We start from the raw sequence: 16,631 nt of genomic DNA on the forward strand, positions 1-16,631 counted from the left end.
TTTTCATGATTACGCCACAGCACGAAGAGAATAAAAAATATCGTTTTATCGCGAGTCTATGCAAAAATGATATGGTCAGTTCTCTGCTTTCAGGTGCCCTATGCCCGCCGTCAATTTACGCCATATCGAGATTTTTCACGCCGTGATGACCACCGGTAATCTCACCGAAGCCGCACAGATGCTGCATACCTCGCAGCCGACGGTGAGCCGCGAGCTGGCGCGCTTCGAGAAAGTGCTGGGGTTGAAGCTGTTCGAACGTACCCGGGGCAGGCTTCACCCGACGGTACAAGGGTTACGCCTGTTCGAGGAAGTTCAGCGCTCCTGGTACGGGCTGGACAGAATAGTGAGTGCCGCGGAAAGCCTGCGCGAGTTTCGTCAGGGCGAGCTGTCGATCGTCTGCCTGCCCGTCTTTTCGCAATCCTTTTTGCCGATGCTGCTGCAACCCTTTCTGGCCCGATACCCGGAGGTCAGCCTCACCATCGTGCCTCAGGAATCACCTCTGCTTGAAGAGTGGCTTTCGGCTCAGCGCCATGATTTAGGCCTGACCGAAACCCTCTCCACGCCAGCGGGAACGGCGCGCACGGAGTTGCTCTCGTTAGATGAAGTGTGCGTTCTGCCCGCCGGGCATCGGCTTGCCGGTAAGGCGGTGCTTACACCGGAGGATTTCCGCGGGGAAAACTACATCAGCCTGTCGCAGACCGACAGTTATCGACAGCTGCTGGATACGCTGTTTGCCGAGCATCAGGTCAAACGCCGAATGGTGGTAGAAACGCACAGCGCGGCCTCGATTTGTGCGATGGTACGCGCAGGCGTCGGCGTCGCGGTGGTGAATCCGCTCACGGCGCTGGATTATGCGGAAAGTGGGATTGTTGTACGTCGGTTTAGTGTCTCAGTTCCTTTCACCGTTAGCCTAATCCGCCCACTGCATCGTCCGGCATCGGCGCTGGTGGAGGCGTTCAGTGAGCATCTGCAAGGAGGGTTAAGTCTATTGGCTGGCCAGCTAAATAGGATGTTGAATCAGACGCCCCACTGAACAGCGGGCGTCTGAAAACTCAGTTAAAACGTTTCGCGATGGCCGCAACACGCTCGCCGAATTTCACAGCGGTTTGCAGATCGCCACTGGCAATGGCGCCAGCATCAGCATCTGATGGAGACTGCACCAGCAAACCGACTGAACCGCCCAGATTATTAATATCCTGACGGGTTGCCGCGAGAGTATTTGACGGCGGCAGCCCCAGGCTCACCCAAATCCCACCGTGCTGAGAGGCCAGCGTTTGCAGGTATTGCAACGACACCTGCTTATCACCGTTCAGGCTGGCGCTGTTGCTGAAGCCCGCGAAAACTTTGTCCTGCCAGCTACGCACGAACCAGGCTTTTGAGGTCGCATCAGCGAATTTCTTAAACTGCCACGGTACGCTTCCCATGTAGGTTGGCGCGCCAAAAATAATCGCTCTGGCATCGTTAAGTTTTTGCCAGTCGCTTTCCTGAATATCGCCATTGCTGTCAATGGCGATCAGCTCAGCCTGCGCGCCCTCGGCGACTGTTTCAGCAACGCGTTTGGTGTGGCCGTAGCCAGAATAATAGATAACTACAACGCTCATGATAGATCTCCTGATGCAATATTGCCTTGTGAGTCAAACGATTAAGACGACTTTAAAATTGCTCTGCGAGCCCGTTGCCATTTTCGGTTCCCTGGTATCAAATAGAAACCTTACGTCGTTTTATACACGCAAACATTCACGGGCGTAAGAAGGCACCTTTATCTCACCTGGTTACCTCGAGGGAACCACCATGACCCAAACAGCAGTTCTGAAAAAGGAGATGCCTCCTTACAACGTGTTCGATGAACGCTGCCCGACCCGCGGCGTGCTGGCGCGTATCGCCGATAAGTGGGCACTGTTAATTCTTGCGCGCCTTGAGAATGGGCCGATGCGCTTTAGTCATCTTCAACGTGATATTCAGCGAATCACCAAAAAGGTGCTGACCCAGTCTTTACGCAAACTGGAACGTGATGGGCTGGTGTCGCGAAAGATATTCGCCACGGTACCTGTAACCGTCGAGTACAGCCTGACGCCGCTTGGCCAGACGTTAACCGAAACGGTGACTGTACTTGCGCACTGGGTGGAAAATAATATTGATGCCATTGTGGCGGCGCAATCCGCTTATGACGCCGCCAACACGTAAACCTAAACCGGGTGCTCAGGACAACATAAACGCCACGGCATCGGCGGCATGAATTGCAGTGGTATCAAATACCGGGAGAGGGCTTCGCTCGACGGGTACCAGCAAACCAATCTCAGTGCAGCCGAAGATCACCCCTTCGGCCCCCTGCTGCCTAAGTTTATCGATAACGCTGACGTAATACGCGCGGGAAGCTTCGCTGAAGGTACCGAGGCAGAGCTCGTCAAAGATAATCTGATTGATGCGCGCCCGATCTTCTTCATCCGGGATCAGGCTTTCTATCCCAAATTCACTGTGTAAACGTCCGCGATAAAAATCCTGTTCCATGGTGTAGCGTGTACCCAAAAGCGCTACGCGGCGCATTCCGGATGCCGCAATCGCACGCCCGGTCGCGTCCGCGATATGCAGAAACGGCAGCGAGCAGCGGTCTTCAATATGCGACGCCACTTTGTGCATGGTATTGGTACACAGCACTATCCCCCTGGCGCCGGCACGCTCCAGTCCCAGCGCCGCCTGGGCCAGGATCTCTCCGGCTTTATCCCACTCACCGCTCGACTGGCAGGCTTCGATTTCATGGAAATCAACGCTGTGCAGCAGCAGACTTGCGGAGTGCAGACCACCCAGACGCTGCTTTACCCCTTCATTAATCAGGCGGTAATAAGGGATTGTCGATTCCCAGCTCATACCACCTAACAGGCCGATCGTTTTCATCATCCCTCCTTATCTTTGGTCTCTTTTTTTAACACAACCGATGCACATAAAAAAAGGCGCTCTATTGAGCGCCTTTTTAAACTGCAGATTTTATTTCGCCACCGGCTCTGGCGGCGAAGTACGGGTGTGCATCGCCTCGCGCAGTAACACGCTACCGCAGGCAAACAGGCCCCCAAGAAGCGCCGCCAGAACGACAATCAGAGCCTTGCCCGGGCCATCCTTTTTCACCGGCATGGAAGGAGTGAGCTGGTACCTGAATGGCTCAAGTTTAACATCGGCAAAGGAGAGATTTTTCAGCTGTGCCAGGTAGTATTCCCGGTTCTGAAAGTCCGCATTCAGTTCAGTCACGTCCTTCAGATTTTTTTCAATCTTCAGTTTTTGCGCGATACCGTCAGCACCGAGCGCAACGGAATAATCCGGGTCATCCTTTACGGCCTGCCCGTTGCTGTAGACCGGCTTCTTGATACCGGCGGCATTCGCCACTTCCAGGGAATAATTCAGTCGCTGCAGGTTGGTATTGTGAACATTGGTCAGACGAACACGATCCAGTTCCAGCTGCTGCTCAACAACGTTCGTCTTCAGGGCGATCTGGTTGCGGATATTCTGTACCGTCTCTTTTTCGACGATAGCCACGATATAATTGATATACCCCTCCAAAACGGTTTGCGCATCGCCTGCTGTTGGCGCAGTGAAGCTCAATGTCCAGGAGACAAAAGGCACTTTATCCGCGCCTTTTCCCTGATCGTCATTCACCGCTTTCATTCTGTCTGAGATGTTGACTATCGCGCGATGCAGATCGAGCGGATCCACCTCAACACCTTTAAGCTGCGATATCACATAAGGAGAGGATTTCATGTACTCTTCGAGCAATGACTGCGACTGAAACTTTTTAATAAAGAGATCAAAAATTTCTGGACGGGTAATTTTCACGTCCACGTCAAGCACCTGCAGCGCAACCAGCATCTGGCGCAGCGGATTCCACTGCGACTGTTCTGCCGGGGTGATCACCGCTTTACTGGTCCATTTCTGCGGCAGTAAAAATGAAACGGCCAGCCCCACCAGCGCGAAAGCAAAGACGATGGCGACGATACGTTTTTTCGCCGCCAGAAGGACCTCAAAAAGTCCCAGAAGATCGATCTCTTTTGCGCTTACAGCCGGGCCGGCATAACGGGGAAAGTCGAGGTCCGTGCTTTTTTTGAAATCCATTTCTGACATAGTGATTCTTCTTTTTCCGGATGCAACGCATCTCTTAACATTGATGGCGGTGTTCCGATAATACATCAACATAAGAAAAATCCTAATGCCTGTTCCCTCTCTATGTCTACTCCCTACCAGAGTTAGTGGTGATCTTAGTCACATTTTTATTGTGATTAAGCCATCTTTCCCTTTCCAGTTGCGGCACGTATTAAAACCTTCGGACGGGCAAAAAATCACCCGCCGATGTTCCGCAGTTTCTCTCCAGCCATCAGCTTGCGCTCGATGTGTTCCAGCGTCACGCCTTTGGTTTCCGGGATCAGCCAGAACGTGACGCCAATAAATGCCACATTCAGTACCGTATAGAGCCAGAACGTTCCCGCTGCGCCAATCGCGTCCAGCAGCGTCAGGAACGTCGCACCGATGATCATGTTCGATACCCAGTTGGTTGTCGTGGAACAGGTGATGCCAAAGTCACGGCATTTGAGCGGCTGAATTTCGGAGCACAGGATCCACACCACGGGCGCGGCGCTCATCGCGTAGCCTGCGATGCACATCATGGTCATCCCGACAGAAAGCCAGGAAAGTCCGCTTGACGCCGTGCCGTTATCAAATTGCATCAGGCAGTAACCGAGGATCAGCGTGCCGAGCGCCATCACGCTAAAGCCAATCTTCAGCGCAGGTTTACGGCCGGCTTTGTCCACGGTGAATACGGCAATAAAGGTGGCGAACATGAAGGTCAGCCCGACCACCAGGGTGGCGATCATCTGCTGTTCCGTGGTGGTGAACCCGGCCATTTTAAAAATACGCGGCGCGTAGTACATGATGATGTTCATGCCGGTGAACTGCTGCATCGCCTGCAGCAACATGCCGAGGAAGACCGCCCGGCGCACGTTGCGGTTGATCTTAAATAGCGCCCAGCCACCCTGCTTCAGCTTCAGGCTTTCGCGGATCTCGTTCAGCTCTTCGCGCGCTTTCTCCGAGGTATCGCGCAGCATGCGCAGGACCTCTTCTGCCTCCACGTGGCGCCCTTTTTGCGCCAGCCAGCGCGGACTGTTTGGCAGGAAAATCACTAAGACAATCAGCACCACCGCTGGCAGCGCCAGCACGCCGAGCATTGCGCGCCAGTTGCCGCTGTAGCTGAAGTAGGTGTCAGACAGGAACGCCAGCACGATACCCAGCGTGACCATCAGTTGATACATGCTGATCATCTTGCCGCGCACGTTCTCACTCGCCATTTCGGAGAGATAAAGCGGCGCGGTGTAGGAGGCAATCCCCACCGCCACGCCCAGCAGCACGCGGGAAAGCAGCAGCACCTCTACGTTTGTCGCAAACGCGGAGCCGATCGAACCCGCGACGAACAGGATCGCCCCGACCATCAGGCTGTATTTGCGCCCCAGGCGGAACGACAGCCAGCCGTTAAACAGCGCCCCGATGGCCGCGCCGAGCATCATGCTGCTCACCACCCACTCCTGCAGACGGTTACTGAGGGTAAAGTGATCGGTAATAAAGGGCAGCGCTCCGGCAATGACGCCGATATCCAGTCCAAATAACAGGCCTGCCACGGCGGCGGCAATGGAGACAAACTGGTTCATGCGCCGGGTATCACGCAGCGCAGCGGGCATTAGGGTAGAGTCATTGATAGATGTCATATTTTTCCTGCCTCAACAGCAAAATTCGTTAACTGAAATTACGAGAAAGCGAGGAAAAGTGTCAGGCGGGAATTCGTGAAGATATGGATTATTTCGCTATGGCATCGCGATCTGTGATGGACATTACAATTTCAACTAATGCTGAAATTGCCACGTTTTTTATTAATTACCTAATATTTAAGCAATAAAAATGTGATACGCGTCATTCGTGAATTCTCAGTATGGATTTTTCATCTTATGTCATATGGATAATGGTAATTTTTAGCCAAAAAAAACCTCCACCTGAGGGCAGAGGTTCGTCATGCAGGTGGAATTAACGTGCCAGCCAGCCGCCATCGACCGCCACGGTGTAGCCGTTGATGTAATCCGATGCCGACGAGGCCAGAAAGACCACCGGCCCCATCAGATCGCGCGGAAGACCCCAGCGCCCCGCCGGAATACGATCGAGGATTTCCGCGCTACGCTGCTCGTCTGCACGCAGCTGCTGCGTATTGTTGGTCGCCATGTAGCCCGGCGCAATCGCATTCACATTGATGTTGTGCTTCGCCCACTCGTTTGCCAGAAGGCGGGTCACGCCCATCACGGCGCTTTTGGACGCGGTGTACGACGGCACGCGGATGCCGCCCTGGAACGAGAGCATGGAGGCAATATTCACGATCTTGCCGCCGTTCCCCTGCGCGATAAAGTGCTTTGCCGCCGCCTGGGACATGAAAAATACGCTCTTGATGTTCAAATCCATCACGTCATCCCAGTCGCGCTCGCTGAAGCTGATCGCATCTTCGCGGCGAATCAGCCCGGCGTTGTTGACCAGAATGTCGATATGACCGAATTCCGCCACCGCGCGATCCAGCAGTTCAGGAATGGCATCGATTTTACGCAGGTCGGCGGTCAGGCTCAGGAAACGGCGGCCCAGCGCCGTCACGCGTTCGAGGGTTTCAGTCGGTTCAACGATATTAATTCCGACGATATCGCAGCCCGCTTCCGCCAGGCCTAGCGCCATCCCCTGCCCCAGCCCGGTGTCACAGCCGGAAACCACAGCCACTTTCCCCTGCAGAGAGAATGCATCCAGAATCATGTTTATTCCTTACTCTTTCAGAGCCTGTCACTCACAGGCAGGTTTATGCTTCACTGCCCGCGACTAGCGCAAATCGCTGACCGCAACATGGTCCATATCATCGAAGACCTGATTTTCGCCCACCATTCCCCAGATAAAGGTGTAAGCTTTCGTCCCTACGCCGGAGTGAATAGACCAGCTCGGTGAAATCACCGCCTGCTCGTTGTGCATCACGATATGGCGCGTTTCCTGCGGCTGTCCCATCATGTGGAACACGCAGGCGTCTTCCTCCATGTTGAAGTAGAAGTAGACCTCCATTCGGCGCTCGTGGGTATGGCACGGCATGGTGTTCCACAGGTTGCCTGGCGCAAGCTCGGTCAATCCCATGCTGAGCTGGCAGGTCTCCAGCACGTCCGGCACGAAGTATTTATTGATGGTGCGGCGGTTGCTGGTGAGGTTGTCGCCCAGCGTCACGGGCGCGACGTCTGCCGGGGTCACTTTTTTGGTTGGACAGGTGGCGTGAGCCGGCGCGCAGTTATAGTAAAACTTCGCAGGCTTGCTGCCGTCGATGCTGGCAAAGACCACGTCTTTCGCCCCTTTACCCACGTACAGTGCCTCGCGATGGCCAATCTCATAGCAGTGTCCGTCTACGGTGATGGTGCCCGGCCCGCCGATGTTGATCACCCCCAGCTCGCGACGCTCGAGGAAATAATTTACGCCCAGCTGTTTACCGACCTCGCCGCCCACGGAGACGGTTTTCGTGACGGGCATAATGCCGCCCACAATAATACGGTCGATATGGCTGTAGACCATGGTGTACCTGTCGGCCTCGAATATCTGCTCGACTAAAAATGCCTTGCGCAGCCCCTGAGTATCCAGCGTTTTGGCGTGCGCGCTGTGGATGCTTTCTCTGACGTCCACGGTAACCTCCAGATGTGGTCATGCCCGAAGGCAGAAATAAACGAAACAGCGTTCCGTTTTTCATATTGAACACATACTATCGGCATAAAGCGGGCTTTTCAATTATATTTAAAACAACGTTTCATTTTTATTTTTGTTTATGACGAAAATGATGTTCGGATCACAATTAAACCGTCGGGAGAAAAAGGGCGCGAAAAAAAACCTCCCGGAGGAGGTCATTTTCAATAAGGAGAAGTTAGCGTTCGATGGCCAGCGCCACCCCTTGCCCGCCGCCTATACAGAGCGTGGCAATCCCTTTGCGGGCATTGCGCTTTTTCATTTCGTGGACCAGCGAAACCAGGATCCGGCAGCCGGACGCCCCGATCGGATGGCCCAGCGCGATCGCGCCGCCGTTAACGTTGACCCGAAGGGGATCCCACTCCAGCATTTTTCCGACGGAGATCGCCTGCGCGGCATAGGCTTCGTTCACTTCGATCAGATCCACATCCGAAAGCTGCCACCCGGCACGCTCCAGACAGCGGCGAGTCGCGTAGACCGGTGCGATCCCCATTAACGCAGGATCAACCCCCACGCTGGCGAACGCCTTAATCCGGGCCAGCACGGGGAGATCGAGTTCAAGGGCTTTGCTTTCGCTCATCATCATCACGGCGGCAGCGCCGTCGTTAATGGAAGAGGCATTTCCCGCCGTCACCGAGCCCTGCATTTCAAACGCAGGATTCAGCCTCGCCAGCCCTTCAGCACTGGCGTCGGTGCGCGGCTGTTCATCGGTATCCACGACAATAAACTCACCGCTCTGACGCTGCGTGCTGACAGGGACAATTTCGTCGCGAAAACGACCGGAATCAATCGCCGCACGCGCTTTTTGCTGCGAGCTCAGCGCGTAGGCATCCTGCACTTCACGGCTGATGCCGTACTCGCGCGCCAGGTTTTCCGCCGTCACGCCCATATGATAGTCATTGAACGCATCCCACAGCCCGTCATGCACCAGGCTGTCGAGCAGCTGACTGTTGCCCAGCTGTGCGCCGGTACGGCTGTCGGTCAACACGTGCGGCGCGCGGCTCATATTCTCCTGCCCGCCCGCAATGATCACGTCCGCTTCACCACACTGAATGGCCTGCGTCGCGAGATGCAGCGCTTTTAATCCTGAGCCACAGACGTCGTTAATGGTGATGGCGGAGACGGTATTGGGCAGCCCGCCCTTCAGCGCCGCCTGACGCGCAGGGTTTTGCCCGGCACCGGCCGTGAGAACCTGTCCCAGGATCACCTCATCAACTTCATGTGCTGCGATCCCGCTACGTTCCACCAGCGCTTTCACCACCACGCTCCCCAGGTCAACCGCCGAGTGACGCGCAAGCGCTCCCTGAAAACAGCCGATAGCTGTACGCAACGCACCCACTATTACGACATCTTTCATCACGACCTCTGTGTTAAATGACATGACGATAGTAGAGGATTGTTACTGGCAATTATCTTAATTGTTTAAAAATAGTGAGTTTAATCACAAGGATCAGCGCGCATCCTGCAGATACTGCCGCAGCCAGCTTCCGGCAACGCCGGGAGGGGATCGCTTATTCCACAGCAGATCGATGCCGATCGCCCGCGGCCAGCCGGGAACATTGAGCTGTACCAGGGATTTCGCGGCGGCAAACTCATCCACCAGCGCGCACGGCAAGACACACCAGCCAAATCCCTGAACCGCCATACTCAAGAGTAACAGGTAATTCGGTGCTGACCAGACGGGCCCGCGCGCGATCTCAGCCTCGCGCTCAAGATAGGTGCTCAGCCGCAGCTCTCGCCAGCCGTGGAGTTCGTCACGCTGAACGTCATGTTGTCCGGCCAGCGGATGCGTGGTCGCGACATAGATCGCCATGCGGGTCTGCATCGGCAGCCGGATAGCGCCGATATCCGTAGGATAACCGTCTCGCGCTTCGGTGAGGCCAACCTGCGCTCGCTCCTTTTGCAGCAGATCGATCACGTCCTCCTCCTCGCCAATCAGACATTCGAATTCCGTATGGGGAAAGCGCGCGTCAAACTGTTTCATCATCTCTTCCAGCACGTCCGGGTTAAGGGTATCGGAAAGGACAAACGTCAGACGCGCCTCCGTTTGCGCCGTTAACGACACCGCCAGCTCGTCCAGCCGCGTGCTGGCGGCCAGGATGGCCTGCACGTAGCCCAGCACCTGTTCCCCCTGGGCCGTTAACACCGGCTGGCGCGCCGAGCGGTCAAACAGCTCGAAACCGAGATCGGCTTCAAGATTGGCAATGGACGTGCTGATCGTCGACTGGCTTTTACGCAGCCGGCGGGCGGCCGCAGAAAAAGAGCCCGCCGCAACGGTCTCGACAAATGCATTAAGGGCTTCGGGTGAATAGCGCATAACCTATCTGTTTTAGCGATGGATACTATCTTTAATATATCAGCTTTAGCGATGAAAATAGGCTGCATCAACGCCCATACCGGCGAATTAATGAGGTCTGTGATTATGCAACATCAGGATGCACTCCAACGTAAACTGCCGGAGCGGATCTTTCATGCTGTCTGTTTTGAAGGGATTGCGACGGCGATCCTCGCCCCTACGGCGGCGTGGCTCATGCAGCGTTCCGTGGTGGAGATGGGTGGGTTGACCATTATTCTGGCCACCACCGCCATGCTGTGGAACATTATTTATAACTTCGGCTTCGACCGTTTCTGGCCGGTTCAGCGCGTCAAACGTACGGCAAAAGTGCGTGCGCTGCATGCGCTGGGGTTTGAATGCGGGTTTATTGTGATTGGCGTGTCGATTGTCGCCGCCGTGCTGGGCGTCACCCTGCTTCAGGCATTCACGCTGGAAATAGGTTTCTTCCTGTTCTTCCTGCCGTACACCATGTTCTACAACTGGGCATACGATTGCCTTCGCGATAAATTTCTTAAGCGTCGCCAGCAACGGCGCGCCCTGGCAGGCTAAACCGCCTCTGGCCGGACGCCCGTTCCGGCCAAACTCCTTCGAAGCAACTGCGCTCTCCGTGCATAACTATGGTAAATTGCACTCCATTCCGATGGTTTGATAGTTGATACGTTGCTCTAATGTCGAAAATTTGGTCAAAAGATGAGACTCTCTGGAGTTTCGCTCTCTACGGCACGGCCGTGGGCGCAGGAACGCTGTTTTTGCCCATTCAACTGGGCTCAGCAGGCGCTATCGTCCTGTTTATTACTGCCCTCGTGGCCTACCCCTTAACCTACTGGCCGCACCGGGCGCTGGCGCAATTTATCCTGTCGTCCAAAACAAAAGGCAACGAAGGGATCACCGGCGCCGTGTCGCACTACTACGGCAGGAAGATTGGCAATCTGATCACCACGCTCTATTTCATCGCCTTCTTTGTGGTGGTGCAGATTTATGCGGTGGCCATCACCAACTCACTCACGGAACAGCTGGCAAAACACCTGACGGTGGATATCGCCGTTCGCGTGCTGGTCAGCCTGGGGGTAGTGCTGGTCCTGAATCTGATCTTCCTGATGGGACGGCATATCACGATAAAAGTGATGGGCTTCCTGGTGTTTCCGCTGATTGCCTACTTCCTGTTTGTCTCGCTCTATCTGATCGGCAGCTGGCAACCTTCGCTGCTGACCAGCCAGATGGCCGTCGATCGCCATACGCTGCACCAGGTCTGGATTTCGATTCCGGTGATGGTGTTTGCGTTCAGCCATACCCCGATTATCTCCACATTTGCCGTTGATCGTCGCGAGAAATTTGCCGACGGCGCAATGGATAAATGCAAGAAAATCATGAAGGTGGCGTATCTGATTATCTGCCTGAGCGTGCTGTTCTTTGTCTTCAGCTGCCTGCTCTCTATTCCGCCGTCGTACATTGTGACCGCCAAAGAGCAAGGGGTGACGATCCTGTCCGCGCTGTCGATGATGCCTTCTTCACCGGCGTGGCTGGGAATTTCCGGGATTATCGTGGCGATTATTGCGATGTCGAAATCGTTCCTCGGCACCTATTTTGGGGTGATTGAAGGGGCGACGGAGATCGTGAAGTCGTCGCTCAATCAGGTGGGCGTGAAAAAGAGCCGCGCCTTTAACCGCGCGATATCCATTATGGGGGTGTCGTTAATCACCTTTGCCGTCTGCTGCATTAACCCGAACGCCATTTCGATGATTTACGCCATCAGCGGCCCGCTTATCGCCATGATCCTGTTTATCATGCCGACGCTGTCGACGTATCTGATCCCCTCCCTGAAACAGTACCGTTCCATTGGCAACCTGCTGACGCTGATCGTCGGGGTGCTGTGCGTGTCGGTGATGTTTGTCGGCTAATCTCCTTTGATGCCCGGCGCTCTGCCGGGCATGTCATTTAGTCTCGTCCCGTGACGTCCAGCGGAAAAGGTCTGTCCTGCACCACCGTTTTCATCACCAGCGTAGAGCGAAGATGCTGCACGCCAGGCATGGCGGAAAGCTTCTCGTCATAGAGCTTCTGGAAAGCGGAGAGGTCGCGGGTCACGACGTGCATCAGATAATCGGGATCGCCAAACAGACGCTGCGCCAGCACGATCTGCGGAATTTCCTCCACCGCCGCTTCAAACGCGCTAACCGCCTTTCGGTCCCCCTCTTTCAGCGTCGCAAAGACGATCGCCAGGAAGTTAAACCCCATTTTAGCCGGATCCAGGCTGGCACGGTATCCCGTTATGGCCCCGCTTTGCTCCAGCGCCCGCACGCGACGATGGCACGGCGAGAGGCTCAGATTCACTCTTTCAGCCAGCTCGGTAAGCGACAGGCGGCCATCTGACTGTAGCTCAGCAAGAATTTTTCGATCGATGCTATCCATGTGGAAGATTTTCTCAATTTCACCGTGTTATGAGCATAACATTGAAAGCCTATTTCGCAGGGTTAACGATATTCTTTTTCGCAACGTTTTACGCACTGCGGGAGTTTTCAGGACGATGGAAATGAGTATTGTGGCCGGCTTTTGGGTGGTTTCTTTTCTGCTTATCATGACCCCGGGGGCCGACTGGGCCTACGCCATTAGCGCCGGGATCAACGGCCGCCGCGTGGTACCGGCGGTTATGGGGCTGATGTCCGGGCATCTGCTGGCCACGTTGATTGTGGTGGCAGGCGTGGGGGTACTGATTGCTCAACATCCGCTGGCGTTAGCCGGGCTGACCGTGGCGGGAGCGCTGTATCTCCTGTGGCTTGGCATAACGTTGCTGCGTCATCCGGCCGCACCGGAAAAGACCACCCAACACGCGGGAAACTGGACGCAGTGGGCGGTGAAAGGGCTCTGCATTAGCGGCCTAAACCCGAAGGTTTTTTTGCTGTTCCTGGCCCTGCTTCCGCAGTTTACAGACCCGACCGGAAGCTGGTCGATAGCGATGCAGATGTCTGCGCTTGGGATGATGCACCTTATCACCTGTACGCTGGTCTATCTGCTGGTGGGGTATGGTTCGAAAGCGGTGCTGGCTACCCGGCCACAGGCGGCACGTCTGGTAAGCAGGGCATCGGGAGGGTTGATGGTGCTAATAGCGCTGGTATTGCTGTATGAGCAGGTGAGATAAAAAAACACCGGCCATCGCCGGTGTTATTTACGCGCGAATATCGTCATATTCCCGCGTTTTATCAAACTCATGCTTCGCGAACGGGCACAGCGGAATTATTTTGCGGTTCTCACCGCGCATCTTCTCCACCACTTTCGCCACCAGCTGTTTACCGACCCCTTGCCCTTTCAGGCTCTCATCCACATCGGTATGCTCAATGATGCTCAGGTGCTCGCCGGTCGGCACGAAGACAATCTCCGCGACCTGATTACCGTTCGCATCATTCACGTAAAACTTGTTATGGCCTTCCAGAATATCCATGGTTCCTCGCTTATTTTTGGCGATACTTCAGCGCACCGCTCGGGCAGGTATCAATTACGCGGACAACCGTTTCAACGTCCACTTCATCGGGAATAATCCACGGTTTACGTTTCAGATTAAACAGCTTTGCGCTGCCGCGCACGCAGTTACCGGAGTGTTTGCAGATCCCGGTGTTGAAGTAAACGTCAATTTTCTCGCCGGTATAGGCCCGGTAACCCGCATCCAGTAGTTCTTTATCCATGACATTGCCTCTGTAATTATTATCGTGCTGAATGAAGCATAGCCTTACGGGATCCTGATGGCTATATACCCGTCATACTTCAAGCTGCAGGTGCGTTGGCTGCACTCACTCACCCCAGCCACGTACTTATGTACGCTCCCGGGGATTCGTTCCCTTGCCGCGTTACTCGGCCTGTGGCCTCGCCCCTTCGGGGCCAGCGCAAGCGCTGTTCAAAACGGCAAGCCGTTTTGTCCCGCAACTCGAATTATTTAGGCTATGACGCCGAAAACGAAAAGCCAGGTCACAACTCTTTTCTCGCCAGATTGCGTCCACTACTGGCGCATGTCAGGCTCGGCAAATGTCACTTTTACATAACTTCCGCAGGTTGAATGAAACGCAGACTCTCTTTTCAGGTAAAGCTGTTTTTAGCGCTGGTGTGCTTCTCCTGCCTGCTGTTAGTTCTGCTGGGAACAATCCTGTTTCATTTTATTGACCGACAGCTCCATCACGATCTCGGCCAGCGCGCCCGGGTTCAGGCCAGCCAGATCGCGCTGATGCCGGGTCTGGCGGCAATGGTTGCGGCCAGAGATATCCCCGGCATCGCCCGGTTAATTCAGCCGCTGCGCGCCGAAAGCGATGCCAGCTACATTGTGATTGGCGATACCGAGGAACAGCACCTCTATCATTCGGAATCCCCGGAGCGTATTAATTTACCGATGATCGGCGGGGATAATGCGGAGGTGTTAAAGGGTAAAACCATTATTTCCGTGCGTCAGGGTGGGATTGGCGTGTCGCTACGCAGCAAAGCCCCCATCTTCAATGCGCAGCATCAGGTGATCGGTATTGTCTCGGTCGGCTATCTGACCTCCTATATAGCCAATATTAATGCCCGCATTCTCTGGCAGTCCGGGCTGTACGGCGCGGGTCTTCTTCTGCTGCTGTTTATGTTCTCCTGGCTGTTTACCCGCAATCTCAAAAAACAGATGTTCCGACTGGAGCCGAAAGATATCGCTCAGCTGGTTTTACAGCAGCGCGCGCTATTAGAAGCCATGTATGAGGGAGTATTTGCCGTCAATGAAGAGAAGCAGCTGATTTTAATTAACCGCGCCGCACGAGAAATGCTGGATATTCGGCAAAGTGAGAAAGAACTTATCGGCAAACCGCTGGAAGACGTTCTGCAGACGTCACCGGGCTTTTTATCCCAGCGCTACGCCTCGGTGAGCAGTGGTAGCCACGACCAGATTGCCGTGCTGAACCAGCGGGAGGTGATCGTCAACCGCGTCGCGATTGAGGTCGAACCGGGCGTTGAAAGCGGCTGGGTGTACAGCTTTCGCGACAAAAATGACATTAACACGCTCAGCAGCCAGCTCAGTCAGATCAAGCGCTATGCGGATAACCTGCGCATTATGCGCCACGAGCAGCTGAACTGGACCGCCACACTGGTGGGATTACTGCAGATGAAACACTATGACGAGGCGATCCGTTACATCCAGGTACAGTCCGAAGGCGCGCAGCGCGTGCTGGATTTTGTCTCCGCCCGCTTTTCCTCTCCCGCGCTGTGTGGTCTGCTGTTAGGAAAATACGTCAGCGCGCGCGAGAAAGGGATCGAGCTGCTGTTTGACCCCGCCTGCCAGCTCACCCGTATGCCCGCCACGCTCAACGAAACGGAGCTGATGTCGGTTATTGGTAATCTGCTGGATAACGCGGTGGACGCAACCCTTAAGGCACCGGTCCCCGCGCCGGTAGAACTCTATATTTCTGACCGTAACCAGGAGCTGCTGATCGAGGTGGCCGACCGGGGTTGCGGGGTGGAGGATGCGATGAAGCCGCATATTTTCCGCCAGGGATTCAGCAGCAAACCGGAACGTGAAAACGACATTGTGGGCACCGAGCACGGTATTGGCCTGTTCCTGGTGGCAGGATATATCGACAAGGCCGGCGGCAGTATTGAGATTGCCGACAACACGCCACAAGGGACTATTTTTTCTGTGTTTATTCCGAATGGGCCAAAAGCATGACCCGAGCACTTGATGTTGTGATCGTTGAAGATGAGCCGCACCTGGCGGAGCTGCATCGCGAGTATATCGAGCAGAATTTTCATTTGCGCGTGGTGGGCATCGCCGCGTCGATTGAGCAGGCATGCAGCCTGATTCGTCAGCATCAGCCGCGGCTTATCCTGCTGGACAACTATCTTCCGGACGGTAAAGGCGTGGAGCTCATCGATAACCCGCTGCTGAAAAGCTACGAATGCTCGGTGATCTTCATCACCGCCGCCAGCGATATGCAAACCTGCAGCCACGCCATGCGCAGCGGCGCGTTTGACTACCTCATCAAGCCCGTCTTTTTCCAGCGCCTGCACGCCTCGCTGGAGCGGTTTATGCGCTTCATCCACACCGTGCAGCAGGTGAAGGTGGTCGACCAGCATGCGCTGGATCGCCTGTTTAATCTGCCTGCCGCGGAATCCTCAGCTACGCCGTCCACGAAGGGTATTGAGCCCCAGACGCTGGAACGCATTAAACGCCTGTTCGCCGAACATCCCGACAATGCGATGTCGGTTGAGGAGGTGGTGGAAAACGTGGGGATCAGCAAAACCACGGGGCGCCGCTATCTTGAATACTGCGTGGAGAGCGGGTTAATCAGCGTCGAAATGCTGTATGGCAATATTGGTCATCCACGCCGGTTATACCGCAAAGCCCCCGATAAGCCGTAATCCAGAACCGTTCGTAAGCTAACGTTCGCGGATTTTATGGTGTTAATTGCTGAAACGACGGCGACAATCACACTTCGGTATCATTATCCGCTCCCCCCTATTGTGGGTGGAGCCCGATACGCTATGTTGACAATTAGTTCCTCAAATGTAACTAAAAGGTTAA

18 protein-coding genes are annotated in these 16,631 nt (G+C 54.9%); 7 read left to right on the forward strand and 11 right to left on the reverse strand.

Annotated features, from left to right (window positions below):
* Positions 1-100 precede the first annotated feature (100 nt).
* Positions 101-1,033, forward strand: coding sequence for a LysR family transcriptional regulator (locus tag AC0TNG_RS03920; protein ID WP_024909308.1), 933 nt, complete (start codon positions 101-103; stop codon positions 1,031-1,033).
* A gap of 19 nt (positions 1,034-1,052) precedes the next feature.
* On the opposite strand, the gene AC0TNG_RS03925 is transcribed toward AC0TNG_RS03920, so the two are convergent.
* A complete protein-coding gene (locus AC0TNG_RS03925) occupies positions 1,053-1,601 on the reverse strand; it encodes a flavodoxin family protein (protein WP_032645441.1) in 549 nt (182 codons plus the stop codon).
* Positions 1,602-1,791: 190 nt separating this feature from the next.
* Between AC0TNG_RS03925 and AC0TNG_RS03930 the strand changes: the two genes are divergently transcribed.
* Positions 1,792-2,184 (forward strand): winged helix-turn-helix transcriptional regulator, encoded by a 393-nt coding sequence (locus AC0TNG_RS03930; protein ID WP_073961475.1) that lies wholly within the window; start codon positions 1,792-1,794, stop codon positions 2,182-2,184.
* A gap of 15 nt (positions 2,185-2,199) precedes the next feature.
* Here AC0TNG_RS03930 and AC0TNG_RS03935 read toward each other — a convergent pair whose 3' ends face one another.
* The 7 genes from AC0TNG_RS03935 to AC0TNG_RS03965 form a co-directional block, all read right to left on the reverse strand.
* A complete protein-coding gene (locus tag AC0TNG_RS03935) occupies positions 2,200-2,892 on the reverse strand; it encodes an aspartate/glutamate racemase (protein ID WP_024909311.1) in 693 nt (230 codons plus the stop codon).
* A 90-nt stretch (positions 2,893-2,982) separates the two neighbouring features.
* Positions 2,983-4,107, reverse strand: coding sequence for an LPS O-antigen length regulator Wzz(fepE) (gene wzz(fepE), locus AC0TNG_RS03940; RefSeq protein ID WP_024909312.1), 1,125 nt, complete (start codon positions 4,105-4,107; stop codon positions 2,983-2,985).
* A 215-nt stretch (positions 4,108-4,322) separates the two neighbouring features.
* Positions 4,323-5,738 carry an arabinose-proton symporter AraE gene (gene araE / locus AC0TNG_RS03945; protein ID WP_024909313.1) on the reverse strand — a complete coding sequence of 472 codons (1,416 nt, stop codon included), beginning with the start codon at positions 5,736-5,738 and terminating at the stop codon, positions 4,323-4,325.
* A gap of 313 nt (positions 5,739-6,051) precedes the next feature.
* On the reverse strand, positions 6,052-6,813 hold the full coding sequence (gene kduD / locus AC0TNG_RS03950; RefSeq protein ID WP_024909314.1) for a 2-dehydro-3-deoxy-D-gluconate 5-dehydrogenase KduD: 762 nt from the start codon (positions 6,811-6,813) through the stop codon (positions 6,052-6,054).
* A gap of 63 nt (positions 6,814-6,876) precedes the next feature.
* Complete coding sequence (gene kduI / locus AC0TNG_RS03955) at positions 6,877-7,713, reverse strand: 5-dehydro-4-deoxy-D-glucuronate isomerase (protein ID WP_061714518.1); 837 nt, start codon at positions 7,711-7,713, stop codon at positions 6,877-6,879.
* Between the two features lie 235 nt (positions 7,714-7,948).
* A complete protein-coding gene (locus tag AC0TNG_RS03960) occupies positions 7,949-9,127 on the reverse strand; it encodes an acetyl-CoA C-acetyltransferase (RefSeq protein WP_024909316.1) in 1,179 nt (392 codons plus the stop codon).
* A gap of 93 nt (positions 9,128-9,220) precedes the next feature.
* Positions 9,221-10,087, reverse strand: coding sequence for a LysR family transcriptional regulator (locus tag AC0TNG_RS03965; RefSeq protein ID WP_032648159.1), 867 nt, complete (start codon positions 10,085-10,087; stop codon positions 9,221-9,223).
* A gap of 105 nt (positions 10,088-10,192) precedes the next feature.
* Here AC0TNG_RS03965 and AC0TNG_RS03970 point away from each other — a divergent pair, with 105 nt between their 5' ends.
* Positions 10,193-10,654 (forward strand): multidrug/biocide efflux PACE transporter, encoded by a 462-nt coding sequence (locus tag AC0TNG_RS03970; RefSeq protein ID WP_024909318.1) that lies wholly within the window; start codon positions 10,193-10,195, stop codon positions 10,652-10,654.
* Between the two features lie 119 nt (positions 10,655-10,773).
* Positions 10,774-12,003, forward strand: a complete 1,230-nt coding sequence (locus AC0TNG_RS03975) for an amino acid permease (RefSeq protein WP_473713310.1) — start codon at positions 10,774-10,776, stop codon at positions 12,001-12,003.
* Positions 12,004-12,040: 37 nt separating this feature from the next.
* Here AC0TNG_RS03975 and AC0TNG_RS03980 read toward each other — a convergent pair whose 3' ends face one another.
* Positions 12,041-12,511, reverse strand: a complete 471-nt coding sequence (locus AC0TNG_RS03980) for an Lrp/AsnC family transcriptional regulator (protein WP_024909320.1) — start codon at positions 12,509-12,511, stop codon at positions 12,041-12,043.
* Positions 12,512-12,626: 115 nt separating this feature from the next.
* Here AC0TNG_RS03980 and AC0TNG_RS03985 point away from each other — a divergent pair, with 115 nt between their 5' ends.
* Positions 12,627-13,238 carry a LysE family translocator gene (locus AC0TNG_RS03985; RefSeq protein ID WP_048990718.1) on the forward strand — a complete coding sequence of 204 codons (612 nt, stop codon included), beginning with the start codon at positions 12,627-12,629 and terminating at the stop codon, positions 13,236-13,238.
* A 27-nt stretch (positions 13,239-13,265) separates the two neighbouring features.
* Here the strand turns inward: AC0TNG_RS03985 and AC0TNG_RS03990 are convergent, their stop codons facing one another.
* Together AC0TNG_RS03990 and yjdI are read right to left on the reverse strand one after the other, a co-directional pair.
* Positions 13,266-13,538 carry a GNAT family N-acetyltransferase gene (locus AC0TNG_RS03990; protein WP_008499687.1) on the reverse strand — a complete coding sequence of 91 codons (273 nt, stop codon included), beginning with the start codon at positions 13,536-13,538 and terminating at the stop codon, positions 13,266-13,268.
* Between the two features lie 10 nt (positions 13,539-13,548).
* Positions 13,549-13,779, reverse strand: a complete 231-nt coding sequence (gene yjdI, locus AC0TNG_RS03995; RefSeq protein ID WP_008499689.1) for a 4Fe-4S mono-cluster protein YjdI — start codon at positions 13,777-13,779, stop codon at positions 13,549-13,551.
* 368 nt (positions 13,780-14,147) lie between these two features.
* Between yjdI and AC0TNG_RS04000 the strand changes: the two genes are divergently transcribed.
* Positions 14,148-15,776 carry an ATP-binding protein gene (locus tag AC0TNG_RS04000; RefSeq protein ID WP_473713311.1) on the forward strand — a complete coding sequence of 543 codons (1,629 nt, stop codon included), beginning with the start codon at positions 14,148-14,150 and terminating at the stop codon, positions 15,774-15,776.
* Positions 15,773-16,468, forward strand: coding sequence for a response regulator (locus AC0TNG_RS04005; protein ID WP_024909323.1), 696 nt, complete (start codon positions 15,773-15,775; stop codon positions 16,466-16,468). Before AC0TNG_RS04000 ends, AC0TNG_RS04005 begins: the two co-directional genes overlap by 4 nt.
* Positions 16,469-16,631 lie beyond the last annotated feature (163 nt).

The organism is Enterobacter sp. PL_is514 (assembly GCF_055816715.1).